Annotated in this window: 20 protein-coding genes; 10 read left to right on the top strand and 10 right to left on the bottom strand. The window is 59.3% G+C overall.

Translation table 11 applies throughout. From position 1 onward, the window contains the following. Positions 1 to 223 precede the first annotated feature (223 nt). Positions 224 to 397, top strand: coding sequence for a hypothetical protein (locus P8K07_03005; protein ID MDG1957488.1), 174 nt, complete (start codon positions 224 to 226; stop codon positions 395 to 397). Here the strand turns inward: P8K07_03005 and P8K07_03000 are convergent. From P8K07_03000 to P8K07_02980, 5 genes are read right to left on the bottom strand one after another with little or no spacing between them, the layout of a single operon-like run. Beyond that, the gene (locus tag P8K07_03000) at positions 377 to 1,051 is read right to left on the bottom strand and encodes a 1-acyl-sn-glycerol-3-phosphate acyltransferase (GenBank protein ID MDG1957487.1); all 675 of its coding nucleotides are present in this window, start codon (positions 1,049 to 1,051) and stop codon (positions 377 to 379) included. The genes P8K07_03005 and P8K07_03000 overlap by 21 nt on opposite strands. 12 nt (positions 1,052 to 1,063) lie before the next feature. Beyond that, positions 1,064 to 1,696, bottom strand: a complete 633-nt coding sequence (locus P8K07_02995) for a PHP-associated domain-containing protein (GenBank protein ID MDG1957486.1) — start codon at positions 1,694 to 1,696, stop codon at positions 1,064 to 1,066. A gap of 37 nt (positions 1,697 to 1,733) precedes the next feature. After that, a complete protein-coding gene (locus P8K07_02990; protein ID MDG1957485.1) occupies positions 1,734 to 2,135 on the bottom strand; it encodes a Zn-ribbon domain-containing OB-fold protein in 402 nt (133 codons plus the stop codon). A 4-nt stretch (positions 2,136 to 2,139) separates the two neighbouring features. Then, positions 2,140 to 3,291 carry an acetyl-CoA acetyltransferase gene (locus tag P8K07_02985; protein MDG1957484.1) on the bottom strand — a complete coding sequence of 384 codons (1,152 nt, stop codon included), beginning with the start codon at positions 3,289 to 3,291 and terminating at the stop codon, positions 2,140 to 2,142. Then, complete coding sequence (locus P8K07_02980; GenBank protein ID MDG1957483.1) at positions 3,288 to 4,085, bottom strand: alpha/beta hydrolase; 798 nt, start codon at positions 4,083 to 4,085, stop codon at positions 3,288 to 3,290. The genes P8K07_02985 and P8K07_02980 overlap by 4 nt, the downstream gene beginning before the upstream one ends. 100 nt (positions 4,086 to 4,185) lie before the next feature. On the opposite strand from P8K07_02980, the gene P8K07_02975 reads away from it, so the two are divergent. From P8K07_02975 to P8K07_02960, 4 genes are read left to right on the top strand one after another with little or no spacing between them, the layout of a single operon-like run. Then, positions 4,186 to 5,064 (top strand): SDR family oxidoreductase, encoded by an 879-nt coding sequence (locus tag P8K07_02975; GenBank protein MDG1957482.1) that lies wholly within the window; start codon positions 4,186 to 4,188, stop codon positions 5,062 to 5,064. A gap of 55 nt (positions 5,065 to 5,119) precedes the next feature. Further along, positions 5,120 to 6,403, top strand: a complete 1,284-nt coding sequence (locus tag P8K07_02970) for a metallophosphoesterase (protein ID MDG1957481.1) — start codon at positions 5,120 to 5,122, stop codon at positions 6,401 to 6,403. Then, on the top strand, positions 6,400 to 7,746 hold the full coding sequence (locus P8K07_02965) for a glutathione S-transferase family protein (protein MDG1957480.1): 1,347 nt from the start codon (positions 6,400 to 6,402) through the stop codon (positions 7,744 to 7,746). The genes P8K07_02970 and P8K07_02965 overlap by 4 nt, the downstream gene beginning before the upstream one ends. Further along, positions 7,743 to 9,656: a DUF3604 domain-containing protein gene (locus tag P8K07_02960; protein ID MDG1957479.1), complete on the top strand. Its 1,914-nt coding sequence runs from the start codon at positions 7,743 to 7,745 to the stop codon at positions 9,654 to 9,656. The genes P8K07_02965 and P8K07_02960 overlap by 4 nt, the downstream gene beginning before the upstream one ends. A 42-nt stretch (positions 9,657 to 9,698) precedes the next feature. On the opposite strand, the gene pgm is transcribed toward P8K07_02960, so the two are convergent. Continuing rightward, the gene (gene pgm / locus P8K07_02955) at positions 9,699 to 11,351 is read right to left on the bottom strand and encodes a phosphoglucomutase (alpha-D-glucose-1,6-bisphosphate-dependent) (GenBank protein ID MDG1957478.1); all 1,653 of its coding nucleotides are present in this window, start codon (positions 11,349 to 11,351) and stop codon (positions 9,699 to 9,701) included. A 29-nt stretch (positions 11,352 to 11,380) separates the two neighbouring features. Here pgm and P8K07_02950 point away from each other — a divergent pair, with 29 nt between their 5' ends. Both P8K07_02950 and P8K07_02945 read left to right on the top strand, forming a co-directional pair. Further along, the gene (locus P8K07_02950) at positions 11,381 to 13,285 is read left to right on the top strand and encodes a S9 family peptidase (GenBank protein MDG1957477.1); all 1,905 of its coding nucleotides are present in this window, start codon (positions 11,381 to 11,383) and stop codon (positions 13,283 to 13,285) included. 58 nt (positions 13,286 to 13,343) lie between these two features. Beyond that, positions 13,344 to 14,801, top strand: a complete 1,458-nt coding sequence (locus P8K07_02945) for a mechanosensitive ion channel (protein MDG1957476.1) — start codon at positions 13,344 to 13,346, stop codon at positions 14,799 to 14,801. Here the strand turns inward: P8K07_02945 and P8K07_02940 are convergent. Genes P8K07_02940 through bioF form a run of 3 tightly spaced genes read right to left on the bottom strand, consistent with a single transcriptional unit; the run spans position 14,788 to position 18,298 of the window. Beyond that, complete coding sequence (locus tag P8K07_02940; GenBank protein MDG1957475.1) at positions 14,788 to 16,479, bottom strand: acyl-CoA/acyl-ACP dehydrogenase; 1,692 nt, start codon at positions 16,477 to 16,479, stop codon at positions 14,788 to 14,790. The genes P8K07_02945 and P8K07_02940 overlap by 14 nt on opposite strands. Next, positions 16,476 to 17,138, bottom strand: a complete 663-nt coding sequence (gene bioD, locus P8K07_02935) for a dethiobiotin synthase (GenBank protein MDG1957474.1) — start codon at positions 17,136 to 17,138, stop codon at positions 16,476 to 16,478. The genes P8K07_02940 and bioD overlap by 4 nt, the downstream gene beginning before the upstream one ends. Further along, on the bottom strand, positions 17,135 to 18,298 hold the full coding sequence (gene bioF / locus P8K07_02930) for an 8-amino-7-oxononanoate synthase (GenBank protein ID MDG1957473.1): 1,164 nt from the start codon (positions 18,296 to 18,298) through the stop codon (positions 17,135 to 17,137). Before bioF ends, bioD begins: the two co-directional genes overlap by 4 nt. Before the next feature lie 210 nt (positions 18,299 to 18,508). Between bioF and P8K07_02925 the strand changes: the two genes are divergently transcribed. The 3 genes from P8K07_02925 to P8K07_02915 all read left to right on the top strand — a co-directional run bounded on the left by P8K07_02925 (position 18,509) and on the right by P8K07_02915 (position 20,943). Further along, positions 18,509 to 18,664: a hypothetical protein gene (locus P8K07_02925; GenBank protein MDG1957472.1), complete on the top strand. Its 156-nt coding sequence runs from the start codon at positions 18,509 to 18,511 to the stop codon at positions 18,662 to 18,664. A 77-nt stretch (positions 18,665 to 18,741) separates the two neighbouring features. Then, entirely contained in the window at positions 18,742 to 19,557 is an 816-nt protein-coding gene (locus P8K07_02920) for a Coq4 family protein (protein ID MDG1957471.1), read from the top strand. 138 nt (positions 19,558 to 19,695) lie between these two features. After that, positions 19,696 to 20,943, top strand: a complete 1,248-nt coding sequence (locus P8K07_02915; GenBank protein MDG1957470.1) for a cytochrome P450 — start codon at positions 19,696 to 19,698, stop codon at positions 20,941 to 20,943. Between the two features lie 65 nt (positions 20,944 to 21,008). On the opposite strand, the gene P8K07_02910 is transcribed toward P8K07_02915, so the two are convergent. Next, positions 21,009 to 22,919, bottom strand: coding sequence for a glycoside hydrolase family 15 protein (locus P8K07_02910; GenBank protein ID MDG1957469.1), 1,911 nt, complete (start codon positions 22,917 to 22,919; stop codon positions 21,009 to 21,011). Positions 22,920 to 22,986: the final 67 nt, after the last annotated feature.

The following is a 22,986-nucleotide window of genomic DNA, read 5'->3' as shown; positions in this document are numbered from 1 at the left end:
GAGGCTTCTTCCACAAGAAGCGTGCGCCCGTCCGAACCTTATCCATGGGAATGACGATTGCCAGCCTGCTTGCCCGATCGAGACCCTCAAGCCGAGAAACGCTCGACAGGCTCCTGATCCACTCATTCATGAGCTGGATTGTCCAGATACAGGAGATAATCAGTGCCGGCGGTATACCGACAAACCTTCCTTCCCGATGGTCCGACGTGTATATTCACGCACAATGTTGCGATCGATGATTTGCCTTGGGGAAAGGATTGCGTGCTCCGAGAAACCGACGGCTCTGGTCCTCGTTGTGGTGATGACCTTCCTGCTGGCAGGCTGCCCCGCTCGTCAGAAGAACCCCTACCCGGGCCCACCCGAGGTGTTCAACCCCTCACTGCTCGACCGGGGCTGAGGCTGCCGCGTCCTCTTCGCGCAATCGAATCCGCGAGCTTAGATCCGCACGTTTGCCGACTTTGCCCGCATAGAAAGCCCGAACCTTGTCCATATCCGCGCGCACATCATCCGACGTCCATAGTTCCGGACCAAACCCGCCCATCTTGTTCTCGTAGCAAAGGTAGGACAGGAGAATCGGCACTCCGGCTCCCTTGGCGATATGATAGAAGCCTGATTTCCAATAGTCGGCCTGTCCCCGGGTTCCCTCGGGCGGAACCGTGAGTGCCAGAGCTTCATACTCCCCATAGGTTTCGACCAACTCGTCCACGAGATTCGTCTTTTTCTGGCGATAGACAGGAATCCCTCCCAGCCAGCGCATAAAGCCTCCAAACGGGGCTTTGAACAGGGTGTTCTTTCCCAACCATGAGATGCGCAGCTGGTAATGCGTCGCGAATGCCAGAACCCAAACGAAATCCCAATTCGAGGTATGGGGTGCGGCAACGACAACCAGGCGCTTGGCCGTGGGGCGTTCCCCGGTGACCGTCCATCCTCCCAACTTCAAAAGAAGCCAACCAAGGGTCCGCAGAAAAATTCCGTACGGCTTGGAAGCATCTTTACCACGGCGCTGAACTGATTCTCCTGCACTGCGGTCGCTTTCGGAATTTTCCGCCATCACTATCCCTTCTCAGCGAAAATCGACGGCATTGCATCGGCCTGCACGCAGCGCTGCGACCAGGTCTTGCTCCGTATCGATCGGATCCTGAAATTTTGTCGCACACAGGCCGATGAAGGCCACCAGATGAGCGTCGCTTCCACCAAAACTCGCGTACCCCTGCTCTTCGATCAACAACGCGGTTTGTGCATCCTCGTCGCCCCGGCTGCCACCATTGATGGCCTCCACAGCGCAGACGCCCTCAAGCGGCGGTTTGTCTTCATAATGCGCACATAGACCGATATTCGTTCGACCCGGGTGACACGGCACCGCTACGCCGCCCATCGCCTCGACCTCGGTTACCAACTTCTGGGCGGGCAGCCGAACATCCGCAAAATCGAACCGTGAAGCGATCTCTGGAGTCACTCCATAAAGCAGGACGTGTCCGTAATCCGTTTCGACTTCGGCCCCCCGCAAGATTTTCATCTCGTATTGATCCTCGAGAGGGCGATAGTCGACTTCCTCGTTCCACTGACGATGCTCCGTCAAAACGACCCCGTCGAGAGGGCGTTCCTCCCGTTTGCGTTGCAAAACCTTGAGATAAGTCTCCACGCCGGCGCGGCTATCGTCGGACAGTTCCGAATGCACATGAAGATCGAGGATCATCTTTCGATCAACCTAACCCGGACAGACGGATCCTGCACTAAAGAAGCCGAAAAACAGGAATCGAGATCTCTTCCGCAAGATCCTCAAAACAGACCCGAACCGCCTGACCGATTCGGATCTCCGCCGGATCGGCATCGACGATATTTGTCAGAATCTGGATGCCCTCTTCCAAAAGGACATAGGCAAGCACGTAGGGGACGCGGCCAGCAAAACCGGGGGACTGGTTTTGGTAGGTGACCGTGAACGTATAAATCTCGCCCCGCCCGACAGAAACCACCCATTCGACTTCCGAGGAGAGACAATTCGGACAAACCGCCCGTGGATGGTGTCGATAAGCCCCACAAGCCCGGCAGCGCTGGAGAAGAAGCTGATGACGTCGGGCAGCTTCCCAGTACCCTCGGGACTCCTCGTCGACTCGCGGTAATGGACGCTCCGACATCGACCTACCCTTCTCCCAGAATTAATGTGGCACCGGAGTGCATCACCCCAAGCCAACCACCGGTGCCATGGCAAAGAGCCGTCCGCGCACCTGCCACCTGTCGATCTCCGGCTTCCTCGCGCAACTGTCGAACCGCTTCGATCACCAAAAAGATCCCTCGCATCCCCGGATGATTGGAAGAAAGTCCGCCACCATCAGGGTTCAGCGGAAGGCGACCGCCCAAACCAATGGCACCGTTTTCGACAAAGGAACCACCTTCCCCCATCGGGCAGAAACCCAGATTCTCCAACGTCGCGAGGACGGTGATGGTGAAGGAATCATAAATCATGCAGAAATCGATATCTTTCGGAACGAGCCCCGCCTGAGCAAACGCATGAGCCCCGGATTGTCGGGCAGCGATATCGACGAGGTCCCGGTGACCGGTTCCGGAGTGGCGCACAGCCTGACCACTACCCAGAACGGGGATGGGCTTTTGGCGCAAATCGCGCGCGCGGTCGGCCGAAGTCACGACCAATGCCCCGCCGCCATCCGAGATCAGACAGCAATCCAGAAGATGCAGCGGGGAAGAAACCATCCTCGAGGCCAGAACATCTTCGACAGTGATCCGGTTGCGGTACTTGGCTCGTGGGTTCAGAGCGGCGTGGTTCCGCATGGTGACCGCAACTTCCGCGAGTTGTTCGGCTGTCGTTCCGAACTCGTGCATATGACGCTGTGCGACCATTCCGTATGCGCCGACAATGGTCGGCCCATAGGGCAAGACGAATGCATCCGTGGGGTCCCCGCTCATCCCGCCCCCGGTACCGACCGCAAAACGATCTGAAGCAGCAGTGCTCCCGTAAGTGATCAACACCGTCGTGCACAGACCCGCCTGAATCGCCGCGCCCGCATTCGCGACCTGCGCGACAAAGGAGGAGCCGCCGATATTTGTGGAGTCCACCCAATCGGGCTGTAAATTCAGGTGATGGCACATGGACAGAACACCCATGGGCCCGACACCGCTGGTCGCGTAGCCATCGACATCCCCCAACGTCAGGCCCGCGTCCGCAAGCGCTCCCCGAGCCGACTCGGCGGCGATCTGGTAGGCGGTGCGATTCGGTGCGAAACGAGTGGGATGTTCAAATGCGCCCACAACAGCAATCCCTCCGGCAAAACTCATCCGGACACCTCGAGAATTGCCTCGTGAACGGCGGCCGGGTTTTCCAGCTGGGGCACGTGTCCCGCGTCGGGGATTTCCGTGACCGAAGCCCCCAACGCTGCCGCCAAGGCCGCCGCACCCGGAGCAGAACAAAGAGCATCTGACGCGCCCCTCAGAATGCGAACGGGAAGACTCGATGAGGGCAAGCGTCCTTCCGATCGATAGGATCGGAAATCGCGAAGGTCCTCCAACCGAACACGAGGATCTGTCTGCAACATGCCGCCCCAGAAGGCTCGCATCACATCCGGCGATGTCTCCGGAGCAAAAAATGGCGTGTCAAAGAACTGACCCGTTCGTCCAGCCACCACGGCCTCCAACTTGGAGAACTCCGCCTCCGGCCATTCACTGGATTCCCCGACCCCCAACGTGACGACCGCCCGCACCTGGTCGGGCCCGATGGCTGCTGCCCGCAAGGCGATATGGCCCCCGGAGCCATGCCCCACCAGAACCACTGGCGGCGTGGACAATCTCTTCAGGACTCCGAGCAACAAGATGGCGGAGGCCTCGATCCCCCCCGCCCCGGTCAACCCGGTCGACCGCCCGTGACCGAACAGATCCAGAGCCAGCGGGCTGTTGCTCTCGCCGAAGAACGCCATTTGGGGATCGAAATGAGAGGCGCTGCCACCTTCCCCATGAAGAAACACCACGGTAGCCCCGCGAGTCCAGTCCGGGACGACATCCGGCGGCGTGGTCGGCCCGGCATGCAGATATCGCAGCGCGGTATCGTCGTCCCATGAGAGATATTTCGTCGGCACGAATCCGGTCTATCCTTCGACCACCCGCAAGAGCAATATATGCATCCAGTTTTATCGGGTTCCTTTTCCCATGGCCCACATTCCCGGCTAGGATCAGAGGATGGCTTCGAAGTGGAACGTGGAAGGAAAGCGCTGCCTTGTGACGGGCGCGACATCAGGCATCGGCGAGGCGACCGCGATTGGACTCGCAAAAGCCGGAGCCCATGTGACTCTGGTTGCCCGTAATGCGGCCAAGGCTGAAGAGACTCGGGAGCGGCTGCTGATCGAGGCCCCGGAGGTGCCGGCAGAAATCATCCTCTGCGATTTTGCCTCTTTCGCTTCGATCCGCGGTGCTGCCGAAGAAATCCTCACGCGCTATCCTCGAATCGATTGCCTGATCAATAATGCCGGCGTCTTTGTGCTCGACCGGCAAGAGACGCAGGACGGGATCGAGTCGACCTTCGGGGTGAATCATTTGGGATATTTCCTTTTCACCCGCCTCCTCCTGCCCCGCCTGCTGACATCCGCCCCCGCAAGAATCGTCAACGTCGCCTCTCATGCCCATAAATTCGTCAGCTTCGACGTCGAAAACCTGCAGCCTTTCGAAAATTTCAGCGGCATCTCTGCCTATGGAGCCTCCAAGGCCTGCAATATTCTCTTTACCGGCGAGTTGGCTCGGAGGATCGCAGGAACCGGGGTTACAGCCAACAGCCTGCATCCGGGGGGTGTCAGCACCGGACTGGGGTCCAATAATACCAGCTGGCTGGCCAACCTGATTCGTCCCGTCGCCATGTTCGTTCTGAAAACACCCGCAAAAGGTGCGCGAACCTCGCTTCATCTCGCCATGGCAGATTCCCTCTCGGACACGTCCGGCCTCTACTTCGCCAATCGCCGGATCAGCAAACCCAAGGCCTTCGCAAAGGATCCGGAAACAGCCCGGCGGTTGTGGGAGATCAGCGAAGAGCTCTGCGGTCTGGAGCCTTTTTCTCTGCCCGATTGATTCCTATCTCAGTGCTTGCAGCATTCCGTCCGCAAAGGTTGTCTGGAGATTCGAGATGCCCGTACCTTTCCTGATTTTTGCGACAATCGCGGTGATGCTGACCGTGCCGCTCGTGGCACTGCGCGCCCGGGGCCGTCCCTATGGAATCTATTCGCTGATCACGCTGGTGCTTTCGCTGCCCGCCGCCTGTATCGTCTTCACGCGAATTCACGGCATTCTATCCCCCGGACTCGCCGAGATGGCCTCTCTGATCTACGCCTGGGGCCTCGCCGCTACCGCAACCCATATGATCGCCCTCGCACGACCGCGCCTCCGGACTCCCGCCTTCCGCCGCGGGATCAGCATGCCCGGCATGGCGTTCATGGCCGGAGGAGCACTATCCGTACCCTGGCTCCTGGTCCTGCTCCCGCTGCGACTCCTGCTGGCTCTTCTCGGTGCCGACGAGCTGCGCCAGTCGATGATTTGGCTGGATCTGATTCCGGCCGCGATCGCCCTCGCATCGGTATCCACATCCCGCGGCGCTCGATGGGAGATCGTCACTTTCTCTCTGGCAGGAGAAGAATCCAACCAGCTCCACCGCGCTGAGGCGACCCGCAATTCGCTAAAATCTGCCAAGCCCAGAGAGACAGGCGTGCTCCGCGTTGTGCAGATCACCGATCCGCACCTGGGGCCATGGCAACCCATTCATCGGCTGCGCGATCGGATCGAAAAATTGATCGATCTCGACCCCGATCTGGTGTTGATCACCGGCGACCTCCTCACCATGGAAGGGGCCGGAAGCCCGGGAGCACTGGCACGCTCTCTCGCGCCCTTGAGGCGCCTCCCCGGCCAATGCTTCGCCATTTTCGGCAACCACGATCACGAATGGCCGGCCGAAGTCCGTTCGGCTCTCGAATCTGCCGGGGTATGTCTGCTTGATGATGCCGAAGCTCTCGTGGAAACGCCTGCGGGGCCCGTACAGTTGGTCGGAGCGGACTGGCGCGGCAAATCTCGCAGCGAACAAATCCCCGCACTTCTCGAAAATTGCCCTCGCCGCGCCGGCCACGCACGCATTCTCCTGCTGCACGATCCGGCCGCGTTCGACCATGTTCCAGAAAATAATGTTGACCTCGTCCTCTCCGGACATACGCACGGCGGACAAGTTGGCTTGATCAGTCTCGGAATCGACTGGACCGTACTTTCCAAAACGCGCTGGCCCGATAATGGCTTGTTCGTGCGAGGGCGATCGCGACTCTACGTGCATCGTGGAACCGGGTTCTATGGATTCCCCCTGCGCATCGGCGTGCCGGGTGAAGCCTCTCGACTCGACATCCACCTGGCCACCGAGGACGGCATATGACGGACGGAAATGGTTATCGACTCTTCTCCTGGGAACTGAGTTATTTTTCCGGGAAAGTCCGCGCCTATATGCGATGGAAGGAGCGGCTCGGTGGGTTGCCGCAGGGCTTCGAGGATATCCTCGCCACCAACGATTTATTGGCCGGACTCCTGTTGCCGGCGACCGGAACCATGGCCGTCCCACAACTCCAGAAACCAGATGGAACCTTCCTTCAGGACTCCAGCGAAATCATTGATGAGATCGAGCGCGCACACCCCACACCGGCAGTAGCCCCCGACCCCATCAAATCCCCGCGACAATGCCTTGCCGTCTGGATCATCGAACTTCTGGCGGATGAGTGGATGTTGCCGCTCGGATTCTGGGAACGCTGGCGACACACCCTGCCAGACGTCAGCGCCAATCACGCGCGCTACAATGCCTTGCAATGGGGTTCCGGTGACAGCCAGACCAAAAATGCACGAGAGCGGCTCGCTGCGGGCGAAAACCTCTTCGAAGTCCTCTTCGGATTATCCCATGCGCGCACCAGGCCCATAGGCACCTACGCCGGAGCTCAAGCGCTCGGCGTGACACCCCAGACCGAAGGCGCTTGGGATTTGAGTATGGTGCGCATCCTGGAGGTTCTCGACAACCATTTCGCAGAACATGATTTCTGCCTCGGCGGACAGCCAACTCTGGCGGATTTCGCGCTGATGGCACCGCTCTATCCGCATCTGTATCGGGATCCCGTCCCGGGCTATTTCCTGCGGACTCATTTCCCCTTCATCGCGGATTGGGTCGACCGCACCAATCATACCAATGCGCTCAGTGCACGAACCTACGACCAAAAAATCTATCGTCTGGGCGAGGATGGAGAACTGCAGGCTGAGCCCGCGACCTCCGACGAGGGTCTCATCCTGCCCGACGATCAGGTCCCCGAGACGCTGCTACCCCTGCTCGGAATATTTTTTGAAGAGATGTGGCCCACACTGGAGTGCAGCCTGCGAACGCTCACCTCGTTTATAGCCAGCGACGATCATCGCCCGGGCGAGGAATTACCGGGGAAGAGTTTTACGGTCACGCCCGGATTCGAAAAATTCCAGACCGGCTCGGGAGCCCTCACTCACGATTTCGAACTGGGAGGCGTCGCAGGAGAGAGAATGGTTATTCCCTATCAATCCTGGATGCTGCAGCGACTTCTGCCGGTTCTCGAAGCCTGCGTGGCCACACCCGCCGCCAGGATCTCTATCGAAACCATGCTGAAAGATTTCCCCGGGCATCGGAATTTCCTGGAGCTCGAACGAGCTCTACGCGGATGTCGGATCCGCAAGGAAGGGGGCCTCCTTTTCTCCGAGGAGATCGCTTGAAGACAATTTGCCTCCTGATCTTTTTCATCGGTATCTCGGGAACCGCCCATGGCGACTCCCGGTGTGCTCATCATACGCCCCTGAGGCAAGCTTTTTTTGGCGATCTCCACGTCCATACAGCGTTATCAAGTGATGCCTTCGGCTTCGATGTACGGCTGGGTCCCGACGACGCCTATCGGTACGCGTTTGGGGAAACCATTCACATACCGCCGCTCGACCGGGAGGGACGAGGCACACGCGGGGTAAAAATCGATCGCCTTCTCGACTTCGCAGCGGTCACAGATCATGCGGAATTCTTGGGCGAAAGTGCGATATGCGTCGATCCGGACCACCCCAAAAAGAATTCCTCTTTCTGCGAAATCATCAACTCTGGCGGCCGGCATCCGCAGCTGCTTTTGCGGATCATGAGCCCCATCGTCTGGCGAGACAGCGAGCTCTGTGGCGACAAGGATCAGGATTGCATCACTGCCTCACGTTCGACCTGGGCTGATACCGTCTCGATCGCCGAAGCCTGGAATGACACCAGCTCCTCATGCGCTCATGTCACGTTCCCCGCATACGAATGGAGTTCGCATCGGCTGGGCTCGAATTTTCATCGGAATATCATTTTTCGAAACGCCAATGTGCCCGAACATCCCCTCAGCTATCTGGAGGTCACACGTGAATGGGAACTCTGGGAACGTCTCCGCTCCGAGTGCCTGGACGCGGAAGGGGATTGCGACGTTCTTGCGATCCCACATAATTCCAACCTCAGTAACGGGCGTATGTTCGCCGTCGACTATCCCGACACCAATTCCCGCGAGGAACAACGGGAGCGCGTACGGCTGCGGATGCGCCTCGAGCGGATTATCGAGGTCATGCAACATAAGGGCGACTCGGAATGCCGCAACGGAATCTCCTCTGTCCTTGGCGGACCAGATGAGTTCTGTGGGTTTGAGAAGTTCGAGGACCTGCCGCTGAAGCGCTGGGGGGCACCCAGTGAATGTTACGAGGGGTCGTTCGCGGATTGGGTGCCCCACTTGGGCCCCGATTGCATCTCGAAACTGAGCTATGCACGGTATGCCTTGACAGAGGGGCTGAAGGAAAAACGACGGCTCGGCTTGAACCCCTTTCAATTCGGATTCATGGCCAGCACGGACACGCACAACGCAATGCCGGGTTCTGTCGAGGAGAAAAGCTTTGCCGGACATCTTGGCTCAGCCGATGCCTCTGCTACCCAACGCGCAGCGCTCAACACCGAAGATGGCAACACCTCAAACAACCCCGGCGGTCTGATCGGGATCTGGGCTGAAGAAAATTCGCGAGACTCGCTTTTCGATTCGATGCGGCGGAGAGAAGTTTTTGGCACGAGTGGCCCACGCATCCGCCCGCGGTTCTTTGCCGGCTGGGAGTTTCCTTCAACTCTCTGCGACGACCCGCGGATGATTTCGAGGGCCTACGCAACAGGTGTGCCGATGGGTTCGGAACTCTCAAAACCGCCCGAGGGAAAGACTCCAATGTTTCTCCTCACCGCACTCCGCGATCCGGGAACCGAAGACTCCGCCGGTGGGCTACTGCAGAGAATTCAGATCATCAAAGGATGGGCGGATGCCGAGGGACGAACGCATCAAGCCATCTTCGACATCGCTGGCGGCGCCAACGACGCAGATATCGACCCCAAGACTTGCCAGCCTCGAGGGTCTGGTCATGAAAGCCTCTGTGCCGTGTGGCAAGACCCCGATTTCGATCCGGCCATCGAGGCTGTCTATTATGCCCGGATTCTGGAAAATCCCAGCTGCCGCTACTCCGCGTGGGAATGCCTGAAACTCTCCGGCAGCCAGCGACCACCCGCTTGCGATGACGGAAGTGTCGCCCAGGTCCAGCAGGAACGCGCCTGGACCTCCCCCATCTGGTACGCACCCGCCGCCTGATCGCTCGCGTCGAGAGGTGCGCGACGCACCCGGCCGGGCGATCTACTTCAGGGAACTCGCCAGCGCAGCATCCACAATTTCCTGCGCATCCTGCTGAATCTGCTGGAGATGGTCGGCCCCGCGGAAACTCTCCGCATAGATTTTATAAATCGCCTCGGTTCCGGATGGCCGAGCAGCAAACCAACCGTTTTCGGTCGCGACCTTGAGGCCACCGATGGAGGCGCCGTTCGCCGGAGCCTCCGTCAGCTTTGCCTCGATTTTCTCGCCCGCCAATTCGTCCCGCACGACGCTGCCCGCGTCGAGGTATTTGAAGGCTGCTTTCAGCTCAGGTGAAGCTGGTGCGCTGATTCGATCGTAGACCGGGCTACCGAACCTCTCTTCCAGCGCGGCATAATGCTCGGCCGGGTCGCGCCCTGTGGTGGCAAGGATTTCTGCCGCGAGCAGGCATAAAAGCGGTCCATCCTTGTCGGTGGTCCAGGTGGTTCCATCGAGACGCAAGAAAGAGGCCCCTGCGCTCTCCTCCCCGCCAAACGCATACGCGCCAGAAAGCAATCCGTCGACAAACCATTTGAAGCCGACGGGGACCTCGGCGACCGAGCGACCAACCAATCCCGCTACGCGATCAATCATGCTGCTCGAGACCAGAGTCTTGCCGATTCGGGCATCCTTCGACCAAGCCGTGCGTGTCTCGCATAAATATTGAATCGCGACCGAGAGGTAGGGGTTCGGTGCGAGCAGGCCAGATCCGCGGGTAACGACCCCATGGCGATCCGCATCGCCATCATTGCCGAACGCAATATCAAATCGATCCCGCAACTCGACCAGGCTCGCCATCGCCCAGGGGGACGAGCAGTCCATCCGAATTTTACCGTCACGATCCACCGTCATCATCGAGAAACTAGGATCGATCCGGCGATCCACAATCTCGATATTCAAATCAAAGCGATCAGCAAGACGGGTCCAGGTATCCAGCGCGGCACCGCCGAGAGGGTGCACGCCCAGATGAAGACCCGCGCCCCGGATTGCCTCCATATTCAGAATGCTCGGCAAGTCCTCAATATAGGGTCCGGTCAGGTCACGCTCGCAGACATCGCTCGAGGCCATGGCCTGCTTCCAGGGCAGACGTCGCACCCCGGCGAGATCTTGCGACAAAATCTCGTTGGCGCGATCCTGAATCCGACTCGTAACGGAGCTGGGCGCAGGCCCTCCGTTCGGAGGGTTGTATTTGAACCCTCCATCCTCAGGCGGGTTATGCGACGGCGTGATAACCACTCCGTCGGCAAACCCGCCGCTCCGACCACGATTCCAGCAGAGAATGGCATGTGAGATCACGGGTGTCGGTGTGGCCCCCAGTCCCTCCTCAAGGACAACCGAAACACCATTGCCGGCCAGAACCTCGACCGTTGTCACGAGCGCCGGCTCGGACAACCCGTGCGTATCAATTCCGACAAAGAGTGGGCCATCGACCCCGTCGGCCGCTCGGACCTCGCAGAGAGCCTGCGTGATGGCGAGCACATGGTCCTCGTTGAAAGCACCGTGCAGCGCTGAACCTCGGTGACCCGAGGTGCCGAAAACCACTTGTTCGGCAGGATTCTCGGGATCGGGGCGCCGGGTAAAATAGGCCGTGACGAGCCGAGGTATATTGGTCAGAATTTCAGGGGGAGCCGGCTTGCCGGCAAGTTCGTGCGTTGCCATCGATCAGGAGGTACCACCCAAGTCATCCGATGACGACTCCAACAAAAAAAATCGCTCCCTTCGGGGCCTGGACCTCTCCTCTTTCATCGCAGGCCATGCTTGCCGATCAGGTAGGCTTGGGCGCACCTCACCCGCTGCGGAAATCCCTTCTATGGACCGAGTCTCGACCGACCGAAGGGGGGCGCGTCGCTCTCCTCGCCCGCTCGTCAGAGGGACTCGTTCAGGACCTGCTGGCACCGGACGGAAGTGTCCGCACAAGGGTCCATGAATATGGCGGCGGGGCGCTGGCGGCGAGCGAGCATCGAATCGTCTACTCGTCGGATCGCGATCGACGCCTCTACACGATGGACCTGAACGGCGAGGGGCGCGTACCCCTGACACCCGAAGGCCGATTTTCCTGGACGGATATCAGCCTCTCGCCGGACGACCGCTTTCTTTTCTGTGTCCGGGAAGACCATACCCGCGAGGGCGAGCCCGCCAACGAGATCGTCCGGATTGCTCTCGATGGCAGCGAGATCGTGCCGATCGTCACCGGACGCGACTTCGTTGCGGCACCGCGAATCTCGCCCGATGGCCGCAATCTGGCATGGATTGCGTGGGATCACCCCAATATGCCCTGGGATGATTCCGAGCTCTGGCAAGTCACCCTCGACGCCGACGGCCACCCGGGCGAGCCCGAGCAAATCATGGGTGGGTCGAATCAATCGGTATTTCAGCCAGAATGGTCGCCCGACGGTATCCTTCATTTTGTTTCCGACGCCTCCGGCTGGTGGAATCTCTACCGAATGGAGCCGTCCGGGCCGCGCAATCTCTGCGCGATGGACGCCGAATTCGGACTGCCGCAGTGGGTATTCGGAATGCGCACCTATGCCTTCGTCGGTACGGAGGAAATCATTTGCACCTTTGGCAGGGATGGTTTTTGGAACCTCGCGCGACTGCAGATCGCCAGCGGCGAGCTTCAAGTTCTGACGACCGAATTCAGCGGCTTCGACGGGCTTCGGGTGTGCGAAGGACGCGCCAGCTTCATTGGAAGTCGCAGCAGCGGTCCCTCAGCTCTCGCACAACTCGATCTTGGAGACGGAAGCATCGAAATCCTGCGCGAGTCCGGCGCACGTATCCTCGACCCTGAATTCGTTTCGATCCCGGAACCTGTAGAGATCCCGACCGGCGATGGCGAGGTGGCCTTCGCTTTTTACTATCCGCCCCGCAACCCTGATTTCGAAGCGCCCCCCGGCGAACTCCCTCCCCTTCGCGTCAAATCGCACGGCGGGCCGACGGGAGCCGCGCGGCCCGACTTCGACCCCCGAATCCAATTCTGGACGACCCGAGGTTTCGCCGTCGTCGATGTCAATTATCGCGGAAGCACCGGGTACGGGCGTGCATACAGGGATGCTCTGAAGGGAAATTGGGGCATCCATGATGTCGACGATTGCGAGAGCGCCGCCAAATTCCTCGCCGCAAGAGGATCGGTCGATCCCTCCCGGCTGACCATCAGTGGCGGCAGTGCCGGCGGCTATACAACTTTGGCCGCGCTCACCTTCACCGAGACTTTCGCCTGCGGTGCCAGCCATTACGGCATCGGCGATCTGGCGGCACTCGCGCGCGACACGCATAAATTCGAGTCAAGGTATACGGACTCGCTGGTAGCACCCTGGCCTGCGGGCGAGGCCGTCTACCGGGAACGGTCCCCTATCGCGCATACCAACCGACTCGGTTGTCCGGTAATCTTCTTTCAGGGCCTGGAGGACAAGGTCGTCCCACCCAATCAGGCCGAGGAAATGGTCGCCGCACTCAAGGCGAAGGGGATTCGCGTCGAATATATGCCTTTGGCCGGCGAGGGCCATGGCTTTCGGCGCGCCGAATCGATCAGTGCCGTTCTCGGCGCCGAATTGAAATTCTTCAGGGAGGTCCTGGGCATCCGAAATCCGGACTGAGCCAAACCGCCCGGCCGAGAGAACTCGACCCGGGCTGGCGGGCGTTGTACAAGCTCTCATGCCCAATGAAATGAGTGCGCCCGCGGTCGCTGCGGTCGAAGCCGCAAACCTGGCACCCGTCGCGTCGCCGATCGCCACCATCGCATTGACCCCGACCCCTTCGCCCTTGCCCAGCCCCACCGCAGCTTTCACGGGGTTCCAGCAGGCAACCGTCGCTCGGCTCCAGTCAGCCGGAGGCTCGCAATATGTTGCGCAGGCGTATGCCAGTTTTGCGGATTGGCTTGGCTCATTGGGCATTCCGGATCCATGGCCGGCATTCATATCGGCACTTGTCAGCCTGATTGCTCTCGCGGTTCTCGCGAATCTCGTCTTTCGGCTGACCGCGCGGATCATCCCGCTCGTTCTCGTCAAGCTGCTCAGCCGATGGAGCAAAGACTGGGCTCGCGTCTTTCAGGAAGAGAAGGTTCTTGACCGCCTCGCCCATATCGCCCCTCTGGCGCTGCTGGCAGGCGCCATGCCGATCATGGAAGTCCTCGGCTTCGACGGCGCGCTTCTTCTGATCATCGAACTCTACGGCATCTGGATCCTGCTTACACTCTGCAATGCCATCGTCGGACTTGTGCTGGGACTGCTCCAGCTTCGTCCCGAGATGAACTCGCTGCCGCTGAACACCATCGAGCAAGCCTCCAAGCTCTTCCTCGCCCTGATCGCGATCCTTTGCGCCCTGAGCGTCATCTTCAACCGAACCCCGATCTTCTTCCTGTCCGGTCTCGGTGCCCTGACCGCAGTCGTCGTTTTGATCTTTCGGGACACGATCCTGGGTCTGGTCGCCGGTATTGTTCTCGCGCTGAATGATATGGTGCGCGTCGGCGATTGGATCGAAATCAACGGAACTCCGGTCAATGGTGACGTCACCAGCATTACGCTGACGACCGTGCGTGTACAGAATTTCGATCGAACAACGGTACACGTGCCTGCCTACGACCTGATTTCCAAAACAGTCGTCAACTGGCGTGGCATGGTCGATTCCGGCGGTCGGCGCATCAAGCGGTCGATTCATGTCGACATGAGTTCGATTCGATTTGTGGACACTGAAATGCTCGAGAATTTTCGTCGCTTTTCTCTTTTGGGCGATTACCTCGACAAGAAAATCTCCGAGATCGAAACATGGAACTCCGAATGTGCGACCAAGGACCGTGCCGAGATCAACTTCCGTCGACAAACCAATGTGGGTGTTTTTCGAGCGTACTGCGCAGCCTATCTCCACGCTCACCCCAAAATTCACCAATTAGGCTTCACGTTCCTTGTCCGACACCTCGAGCCGACGGCCGCCGGCTTGCCCATCGAGCTCTACGTATTCACGAACGACAACCGTTGGGCCCAATACGAGGATATTCAAGCTGATATCTTCGATCACCTGCTGGCCGCAGCACCCGAGTTCGGCTTGCGCGTATTCCAAAGCCCCACGGGCTCCGACCTACGCGCCGTGAACCCCTCCCCGGTCAGTCAGACATGACGTAGCCATCCTTCAGGGGATGGACGTGTTCTTCCCAGACACGTTGGTAGCGGGCATCGTTGGCTTTCGGTTTCTCCAGCATCTGAAGACATCGCGCCATCTGGTCATCGTTGGTTCCGGGCTTGTCGTGTAGTTCGAGCGCGTAGCGAGAGAAGTCGCGACAGAATACGTCAAACATTTCGTCCACGAGATCGTCGCCGAGGCCGTGGATCTTGGCGTTTTCCAGGATCAACTGGCCATAGACAATCAGCGCAAAGATCTGGCCACCAGCGAGAAGGTAATCGACATCGCGACTTTGCTCTTTGGTCGGCGGACAATCCTGCAGCATTCCCTTGAAGACTTCGATCTTGCGCCGGAACAGCTGCACGTTCGGGGTATCGAAAAGTTCGAACGCCTCATTATAGTCGTGGAACTGAATGCCGCTGAGGCCCCGAGTCGGGCCCTGCTCGAAGAGGAAATCGTCGTTCACCGCCGCGTTCTGCTGCGGAACCTCGGGGAATTCGCCCGGATTGAAGAAGTAATTGGGCATGAACTTCACCAACAAGGCGATATTCACATGCACGGTACCTTCAAGCTTCGGAAGCGCTCGAATATCGATCGCTGCCTGCGAGAAATATTGGTCTCGCTCAAATCCCTTGGCGGCAATTGCGTCCCAGACAAGGTCCACAACCTCCTCACCCTGGGTGGTCACTTTCATTTTGGTCATCGGATTAAAGAGAAGGTAGCGGCGGTCCTCGGGTGAGGCCGCCCGGAGATAATCCGACGCACGCAATGCAAAAAGCTTCATCGAGATCAGGCGCACCCACCCATCCACAAACATCTTGCGGACATGAGGCATATCCGTCACCGGCATCCCGTAGAGGATCCGATTCGCTGAGTGCTGGATCGCTTCGTAGAAGGCGTGGGTGCAAATACCGATGGAGGCCCAGCCCAGATTGAACTTGCCGATATTCACGGTGTTCAAGGCTGCATCCCAAGCGTCCTGCCCCTTGTGCAGAATATCCGCTTCGGTCACCGGGTAATCGTTCAGCGCAAACTCAGAAACATAGTTCTGACTGGCAACGACATTCTTGACCAGTTCGTAATTTTCGTGCTTCGGATCCGCTGCGAAAAAGACATAGTCCTCGCCGAGTCGACCGAAGGTGGAAACGATCGAAGCCTTGTTGCCGTTGCCGATATAGTATTTCCGCCCGTTGGCGACGTAGCGTCCCTCGTCCACGATCTCGAGGGCCATTTCGGTAGAGTAGATGTCCGCACCATGCGTTTTCTCGGAAAGACCGAAGGCGAAGATCCCCCCTTCTTCGAGATAGCGCGCTGTCTTCTCTTTGACTTCCTCGTTATCGCTCATCCAGATAGGACCGAGGCCCAGAACGGAGACCTGCCAGACGTACCAATACTGAAGGCCATAGAAGCCCAGGATCTCGGCGAACTCACAGATGCGCCAAGTGTCCCAACGAGAGTCGTCGGCACCATAGCCCTTGGGCGTGCTGATGGTCGCAAAAAGGCCTTCCTTGCCGGCGTAGGTGATGAAATCATCATACCAACCTTGGCCGTAGTAGTCCTTCAGCAGGTTCTTCTTCCCTTTGTTCTCGAAAAAATCGATCGTTTTTTCCATGACCTCGGTCGATCGAGGATCTTCGTATTTCTTGTTCAATTTACGAGGGTCGAGAAGAATCATTTGAGGTACCTTTCCAGGAGTTCAATGCCATCATCGGCGAAGGGAATCTCTGCCAGTATAGGCGCAGGATCAAGTGTGGCGAAAGATTCGCGGAATGTCACTGTCGCCGAATCAGGTGTTTCTTGCAGGTGGTTCAGGACGACGCCCTCGACCGGACAATCCCGAGCACGGGCCGCCTGCAAGGTAAGCAGGGCGTGGTTGAGGCCTCCCAGCCGAACGCCCACCACCACGATCAAGCGGGCGCCGAGCCACCCAGCGAGAGTGACGCAATCAATGTCTCCGGCCAGAGGTACCAATAATCCGCCGGCTCCCTCCACCAAAAGAGCATCTACGGCATCTGCACGCTTGCGATAGGATGCGGCAATTTCCTCCAGATCGAGGGTGGTGCCCGCACGCGCTGCCGCTATCCCGGGCGCGAGAGCCTCTTCCAGTCGAAGCGCGCAGACGGTCTCGAGTGATTCCGTAGCGCCGGCCGCGATCCGGAGGGCGACCGCATCGGAAGGCACCAGATTCTCCCCGTCGGCAGCGCAACCACTCTCCACCGGCTTGCGGGCCGCGACCGAGTACCCCTGCCTCCGCCAGGCATTTAGAAGGGCACAACTCACGTGAGTCTTTCCGCACCCGGTATCGGTGCCCGTCACCAGAAAGATGCCCTTCATCGACGCTCTCTGGCGGCGTTCAAAATATGCGCCGCGGCATCCATTTCAGCCTCGGTATGCGTGGCAATCGGTGTCACGCGAAGCCGTGCCGTACCTTCGGCGACCGTCGGCGGACGAATCGCCGGCGCGAAAACGCCCTCGGCAAGAGACTGCTGCGCCACATGCAGAACGTCGGCGGAACTACCGATGACCACGGGGAGAATCGGGCTCTCGAAGGGTTGCATCGCGCACCCTCGTTCGGCCAATCCGGCATGCAGTCGGCGAGCATTGCGCCAGAGCCGTTCGCGGATTTCAGGTTCGCTGCGAATGATTTCGAGGGCCGCTGCCGCCGAACCCACGGTCGCAGGCGGTAGACCCGTTGAAAACACGTAGGCTCGCGCGCGATTCACCAACAAATCGATCAACTCGCGGGAACCCGAGACGAAGGCGCCGTAGCTGCCAAACGCTTTGCCCAAAGTTCCCATCCGTATCGCGACCTCGGCTCCGAGGCCGAGAGCATCCGCATACCCCCCACCCTCGTCACCAAAGACGCCCACCGCGTGAGCCTCATCGAGCAGGATTTCAGCATCATATTGTCGGGCGAGGGAAACCAGCCCTTCCAGGGGCGCGAGATCTCCGTCCATGCTGAATACCGAGTCTGTAACGATGAGGCGCCTTCGCCCCGGGGATTCGCGCAGCTTGCTCTCGAGGTCCGCCAGATCGCGGTGCCGGTAGATCACGCGCCGCGCCTTGGACAACCGGCAACCATCAATCAAGCTGGCGTGATTCAATTCATCGCTGAAAACGACGTCTCCCGCTCCGACCAGAGCTCCGATCACGCCGATATTGGCGTGGTAGCCCGAACCAAAGACCAAAGCCGCTTCGGTTCCCTGCCAATCAGCCAGAGCGATCTCGAAGGCTTCATGCGCCTGCATATGGCCACTGATCAAGGGCGAAGCTCCTGCACCCGCGCCGCCCGCCTCGAGTGCCGCGACACCGCCCGCAACCACGCGCGGATCGCCCGCCAACCCCAGATAATTATTCGAAGCCAGACAGAGGACGCGTCGGCCATGCAACTCGATCGACGGACCTTGCAATCCGCCCACCGTCCGGCGGATTCGTCGCAGGTCCTGATCCTCGAGAGCGGCAAGCTCGGTGCCGAGATCGTGGGACAAGGTCATGGGATAATCTACCCCAAAATCCCCACAACCGCATGGGATCCGGCAAGATTCACCAACCGCATGGCTGCCAATGGAAACATACAGTTCTGCACAACGGATTAGGCAGACCGCTTGGGATCCCCGCGCGAAAGCCCTTATTTACCAACCCTCAGGGGCGCCGAACTCGTTGGCACAGGAACTGCATTGGTCAGAGCATCGGAGGTTATGAATATGACAATTACATTGGCAACGCTTTTAGGACTGTTCACCACCGGACTTTCACCGATCGGACTCCTCGGGGGTGTGATCACCCTGATTGTGGGGGTAAACTTTTGGTTGGATGATCGGGAAGCCCTCGTGCTCCAGATCCCGGCCAGCGAATCCTAGGCAAGCAGCATCGCTTTGCGGCAGAGGTTCTCCCGTCGGCAAGACCCGAAAACAGAGACGAAGCATCAGGTGATAAAATGAAAAACGATCCCCCCCGTTACGAAATTCCCAAGAGAGACTGGCCTTTAGCCTTTCGAGTGATCCGGCGCGTGATCGAAAACCCCGAGAGAACCGATGATATCATCGAGATCATCAATGCTCTCGCGGGGCCCAGTTTCGAGAAAGCCTACCAGCGCTTCTACAAATCCTCCGGTGGCCAGCAGCTGCTTCGGGATCGACCCGACCTTTTTGCGACGTTGTCCGATCGGGAGGCCCTTCAGCGGCTGCCCGAAGGATCCTTCGGGCAGGTCTATGCGGACTTCATGCAACGCGGCGGAATCACCCCAGCGGGATTGATGGAGGCCGGCGAGATTGCGCGAGAGCGCCTGGATCGCCCGGACGATTTGGAAATCGATCCCAATCGAGAATTTTTCGGCCAGCGCCTGCGCGATCAGCACGACCTCTGGCACGTTCTGAGCGGCTACGGCATGGACGAGGCCGGCGAAGCCGCGAACCTCGCCTTTTCAGTCTCGCAATTCCCCAACCCGGGCATGGCCTTCATCGCGATGGCCTCAGTCTTTGTCCAACCCAACCTCAAGACCGCGACCTGGGGACGCTATTTGTTCCAGGCCTGGCGTCGCGGGCGCACTCTGGCCAAAACCCTGCCTCAGGTCCGCTACGAAGAACTCCTGCCGCTGCCGCTCGACGAAGTGCGCCAGCGCCTCGGAATCCCCGAGCCGGCAGCCTTCCACCCGACCGGGATTGCGATCCTCAAGGGGAGCAAAGGCAACGCCGGCATGGGCGAAGTTGTGTGGGGATTCCCGAGCCGACCCGCGGTCGCGACAGCTGCTTGACGCGTCAGGTCAATTTCGCCGCCAATCGGTCGAAAAACTGCCCTGATCCAGCCGTTTCGGGCTTGCCCAAACGATCGTTCGTTTATATCCTTCTGGATCCGCAACCATCCAACCGGTCGCGGCAAGGGAGCCTGCCAAATGAGCGAGTTAAGCGAAATCACCGCCGAGCGGATCATCAGCGACGATGCCTACGGCAACTTGGGGTACCCCTGGCGGGAATGGGACATCCTTCGAGCCCAATCCCCAGTTCACCCGTTTCTCGACTGGGACATTCCTTTCCACGCCGTCACACGCCATGAGGCGATCGCTCAGGTCGGGAAAACCCCGGAAATCTGGCAAAACGGACCCCGACTGATCATCGGGAATATGGAGGAGTCCACCGATCTCGATTTCGATCGACCGCCGACCCTGATCGAAATGGATCCTCCCATGCACGCTCAGCATCGAATGCTGATTGCCAAAAAGTTCACGCCACGGAATGTCCGGAAACTCCACCCCGATATCGAACGGATCTGCGGCAAAATCGTCGATGACCTTCTCGAACAGGGTGGTGATACGGAAGTTGATTTTGTCGACAGGGTTTCGGCCCCGGTCCCCATCGCCGTCATCGCCTGGATGTTGGGGGTTCCCGAATCGGATTGGGAATTGATCTTCGATTGGACCAACCAGCAACTCGGCAGCAACGATCCGGAGTACTCGGGGGAAGAGGACGCCAGCGTGGTGGCCACCCGCGCGCTCGTCGAAATGTTCACCTACTTCACCGGACTCGTCGAAAAACGAAAGAAGGATCCCAAGGACGATCTGATCAGCCTCTTCTGCAATGCCGAAGTCGACGGCAAGCCTCTCGAGCTGATTCAGATTCTCGCCTGGTGTCAGATCATCATGGTCGCCGGCAATGAAACCACCCGCAATGGCACCAGCCGCGGACTCATGGCTCTGATCGACAATCCGGACCAGCTCCATCTCTTCCAAAGCGATCCGGATAACCTGATGAAGCCGATGCTCGAGGAGATCCTGCGCTGGACCAGTCCGATCATTCATTTCGCACGAACCGCGTCCTGCGACACCGAACTTCAGGGGACCAAATTCAAACAGGGCGACCATATCGCGATCTTTTTCCCCTCGGCGAACCGCCAGGAAGATCTGTTCGCGGACCCCTACAAGTTCCGCATCGATCGGTTTCCCAACAACCATCTCGCTTTTGGCGTGGGAGAACATTTCTGCGCAGGCGCCCATATCGCGCGGCTCGAGCTCGAGATGATCTTCAAGCATCTCCTTCCGCGGATCGAAGAAATCGAGTTGGCCGGCGAACCCTCCCGACTGCACTCCAATCTCGTCGGGGGCATCAAACGCCTGCCGATTCGGTACCGACTCCGCGCCGCATAAAGAACTCCGCAAGCCCGGCCGCCGCGCCACAAGCGTAACGCCACGAGCGAAACGAGACCAGGGACCTAACCGATGCGCCGGGGCGTCCCACCGATCAAATGGGGCACCGAGTGCAGGCCCTCATCACGAAAACGCAGGGCCTGATCCAATCGCATCGCTGCGTTGATCAGACCGAGGTGGCTGAAGGCCTGGGGAAAGTTCCCCAGAAGCTCGCCACTCGACGGGTTGATCTCCTCGGCCAACAAACCAAGATGATTGGATGCATCGATATGCGCTGTGAAAACCTCCAGCGCATCATCGAGTTGCCCCTGCAGCGCCAGAGTCTCGGCCAACCAGAATCCGCAGAGGACAAAGGCACCTTCTTCCCCCCCGACGCCATCGTCCGCCCGGTAGCGGTGCAGGTAAGGACCGGTGGCCAACTCTCGGCGAACAAAATCGACTGTGGAGCGAATCAAGGGATGGTCTTCAGGGAGAAATCCATGCCCCGCCAGAAGGAGCAGGGTCGCGTCCGCACGGTCTTCGCCATAGACCGCGACAAAATGCTTACCCGTGCTGTCGAGCGCATTGGCACAGATATCGGCATGCACCAGCCGCGCTTCTTCCAGCCATGCATTATGCAGCGGCATATCGCCAAAAGCACGCGCGATACCCGCCCCTCGATCCAGAGCCAGCCAGCTCATCAACTTGGAGTGAGTATTCTGCCGCTTGCCATCCCGCGGCTCCCAGATTCCGTGATCTGGCTCTCGCCAAATCTGGCGCATCTCCTCCACGATTCGGCGCAACTTTCGCCAGGCTCGCACGGTGAGCGTCCCGCCAAAATGTTCGTAGAGATGAGCGGCATCCACGAGCGCGCCCGCCGAATCGATCTGTAGTTGCTCGCGGGCCCCGTTGCCGATCCGCACCGGGCCCGACTGGCGATACCCGCGCAAATGGTGAATTTCCTCCTCCTCGGGCACCCGCTTCCCATCGATCGCATACATCACTTCGAGGCCATTATCGGTCGAAATCGTATCTCGAATGAAGTGAAAGAAGTCCCGTGCCTCGGTCCGACAACCCACCAGATTATTCGAGCGAACCGCCAGTGCCGCATCGCGAATCCAGGCGTAGCGGTAGTCCCAATTTCGACGACCTCCAATCCACTCGGGAAGCGAGGTCGTCGGCGCGGCGACCATGCCACCGGTTGGCGCATAGGTCAGCAGTTTCATGGTCAGGGCAGATCGCACGACGTTATGACGAAACGGGCCATCGTATTGCAACTGGGAGGACCATTGTCGCCACCGCAGACGCGTGGTTCTCAGCAGATCGAAGGGGCGGTAAGCCGCGGGCGGCTCGGGATCAGCCGCGTCCCAGGAGATGATCATCCAGATTCGCTGACCCGCTCGCAGTTTGACCTTCGCCTCTACCCCACCGTTTGGGCGATGCTGCCAATGCGGACCCTGCCCGACCACCGCGATCACGCGCTCGCCACTGGGGCTCTCGGCCACCACCCCGTGCTCGGCAATCTCGATCAGGGGGGCCACACGCGCATAGTCAAAGCGCGGATCAAAAACGATCGAAAATTCGACTTCCCCCTCCAGGCATTCGATCCGACGATGCACTTCATGGATCGACGCGCGCGGATCATCTGTCCATGGCATGAAATCCGTCAATCGAGCCACGCCGCGGCCGGGGACCTTGAACAGGGTCTCCAGCACATTCGTGTCGGGGTCATACCGCTGCAGGCTCTCGAACGGCCGCTTTATGGGGGTAATCGCTGTATACCCGCCACGCTCCGGGTCCAGCAGAGCCGAGAACAGGCTGGGGCTGTCAAAACGAGGCCAGCAAAGCCAGTCAATCGCCCCGTCCACCCGCACCAGAGCCGCTGAGTATCCGTCCCCGATAACGCCGTGCGCCCCGATCGGAAGATGATTCAGATCGAGGGATTCATCAATCAGATAGGGATCGGCGATGTGTTTGGCGGTGCTGTAGAGATCCATGTGCCAACAAAGTAGCGCAGGTCTCGAGTCAGGTCACGGCAAATAGCGCCTTCCGCACCCGGATCAG

The organism is Candidatus Binatia bacterium (assembly GCA_029248525.1).
In the GTDB taxonomy this organism is placed as follows: Bacteria; Desulfobacterota; Binatia; order UBA12015; family UBA12015; genus UBA12015.
The sequence above is the reverse complement of the archived record's forward strand: the minus strand, read 5'-3'. Positions and strand labels throughout refer to the sequence as shown.

Bases quoted from the DNA above. Each gene is read 5' to 3' on its own strand.
- P8K07_03005 (MDG1957488.1), top strand. From the start codon at position 224: ATGTTGCGATCGATGATTTGCCTTGGGGAAAGGATTGCGTGCTCCGAG.
- P8K07_03000 (MDG1957487.1), bottom strand. From the start codon at position 1,051: ATGGCGGAAAATTCCGAAAGCGACCGCAGTGCAGGAGAATCAGTTCAG.
- P8K07_02995 (MDG1957486.1), bottom strand. From the start codon at position 1,696: ATGATCCTCGATCTTCATGTGCATTCGGAACTGTCCGACGATAGCCGC.
- P8K07_02990 (MDG1957485.1), bottom strand. From the start codon at position 2,135: ATGTCGGAGCGTCCATTACCGCGAGTCGACGAGGAGTCCCGAGGGTAC.
- P8K07_02985 (MDG1957484.1), bottom strand. From the start codon at position 3,291: ATGAGTTTTGCCGGAGGGATTGCTGTTGTGGGCGCATTTGAACATCCC.
- P8K07_02975 (MDG1957482.1), top strand. From the start codon at position 4,186: ATGGCTTCGAAGTGGAACGTGGAAGGAAAGCGCTGCCTTGTGACGGGC.
- P8K07_02970 (MDG1957481.1), top strand. From the start codon at position 5,120: ATGCCCGTACCTTTCCTGATTTTTGCGACAATCGCGGTGATGCTGACC.
- P8K07_02965 (MDG1957480.1), top strand. From the start codon at position 6,400: ATGACGGACGGAAATGGTTATCGACTCTTCTCCTGGGAACTGAGTTAT.
- pgm (MDG1957478.1), bottom strand. From the start codon at position 11,351: ATGGCAACGCACGAACTTGCCGGCAAGCCGGCTCCCCCTGAAATTCTG.
- P8K07_02950 (MDG1957477.1), top strand. From the start codon at position 11,381: ATGACGACTCCAACAAAAAAAATCGCTCCCTTCGGGGCCTGGACCTCT.
- P8K07_02945 (MDG1957476.1), top strand. From the start codon at position 13,344: ATGCCCAATGAAATGAGTGCGCCCGCGGTCGCTGCGGTCGAAGCCGCA.
- P8K07_02940 (MDG1957475.1), bottom strand. From the start codon at position 16,479: ATGATTCTTCTCGACCCTCGTAAATTGAACAAGAAATACGAAGATCCT.
- bioD (MDG1957474.1), bottom strand. From the start codon at position 17,138: ATGAAGGGCATCTTTCTGGTGACGGGCACCGATACCGGGTGCGGAAAG.
- bioF (MDG1957473.1), bottom strand. From the start codon at position 18,298: ATGACCTTGTCCCACGATCTCGGCACCGAGCTTGCCGCTCTCGAGGAT.
- P8K07_02925 (MDG1957472.1), top strand. From the start codon at position 18,509: ATGACAATTACATTGGCAACGCTTTTAGGACTGTTCACCACCGGACTT.
- P8K07_02920 (MDG1957471.1), top strand. From the start codon at position 18,742: ATGAAAAACGATCCCCCCCGTTACGAAATTCCCAAGAGAGACTGGCCT.
- P8K07_02915 (MDG1957470.1), top strand. From the start codon at position 19,696: ATGAGCGAGTTAAGCGAAATCACCGCCGAGCGGATCATCAGCGACGAT.
- P8K07_02910 (MDG1957469.1), bottom strand. From the start codon at position 22,919: ATGGATCTCTACAGCACCGCCAAACACATCGCCGATCCCTATCTGATT.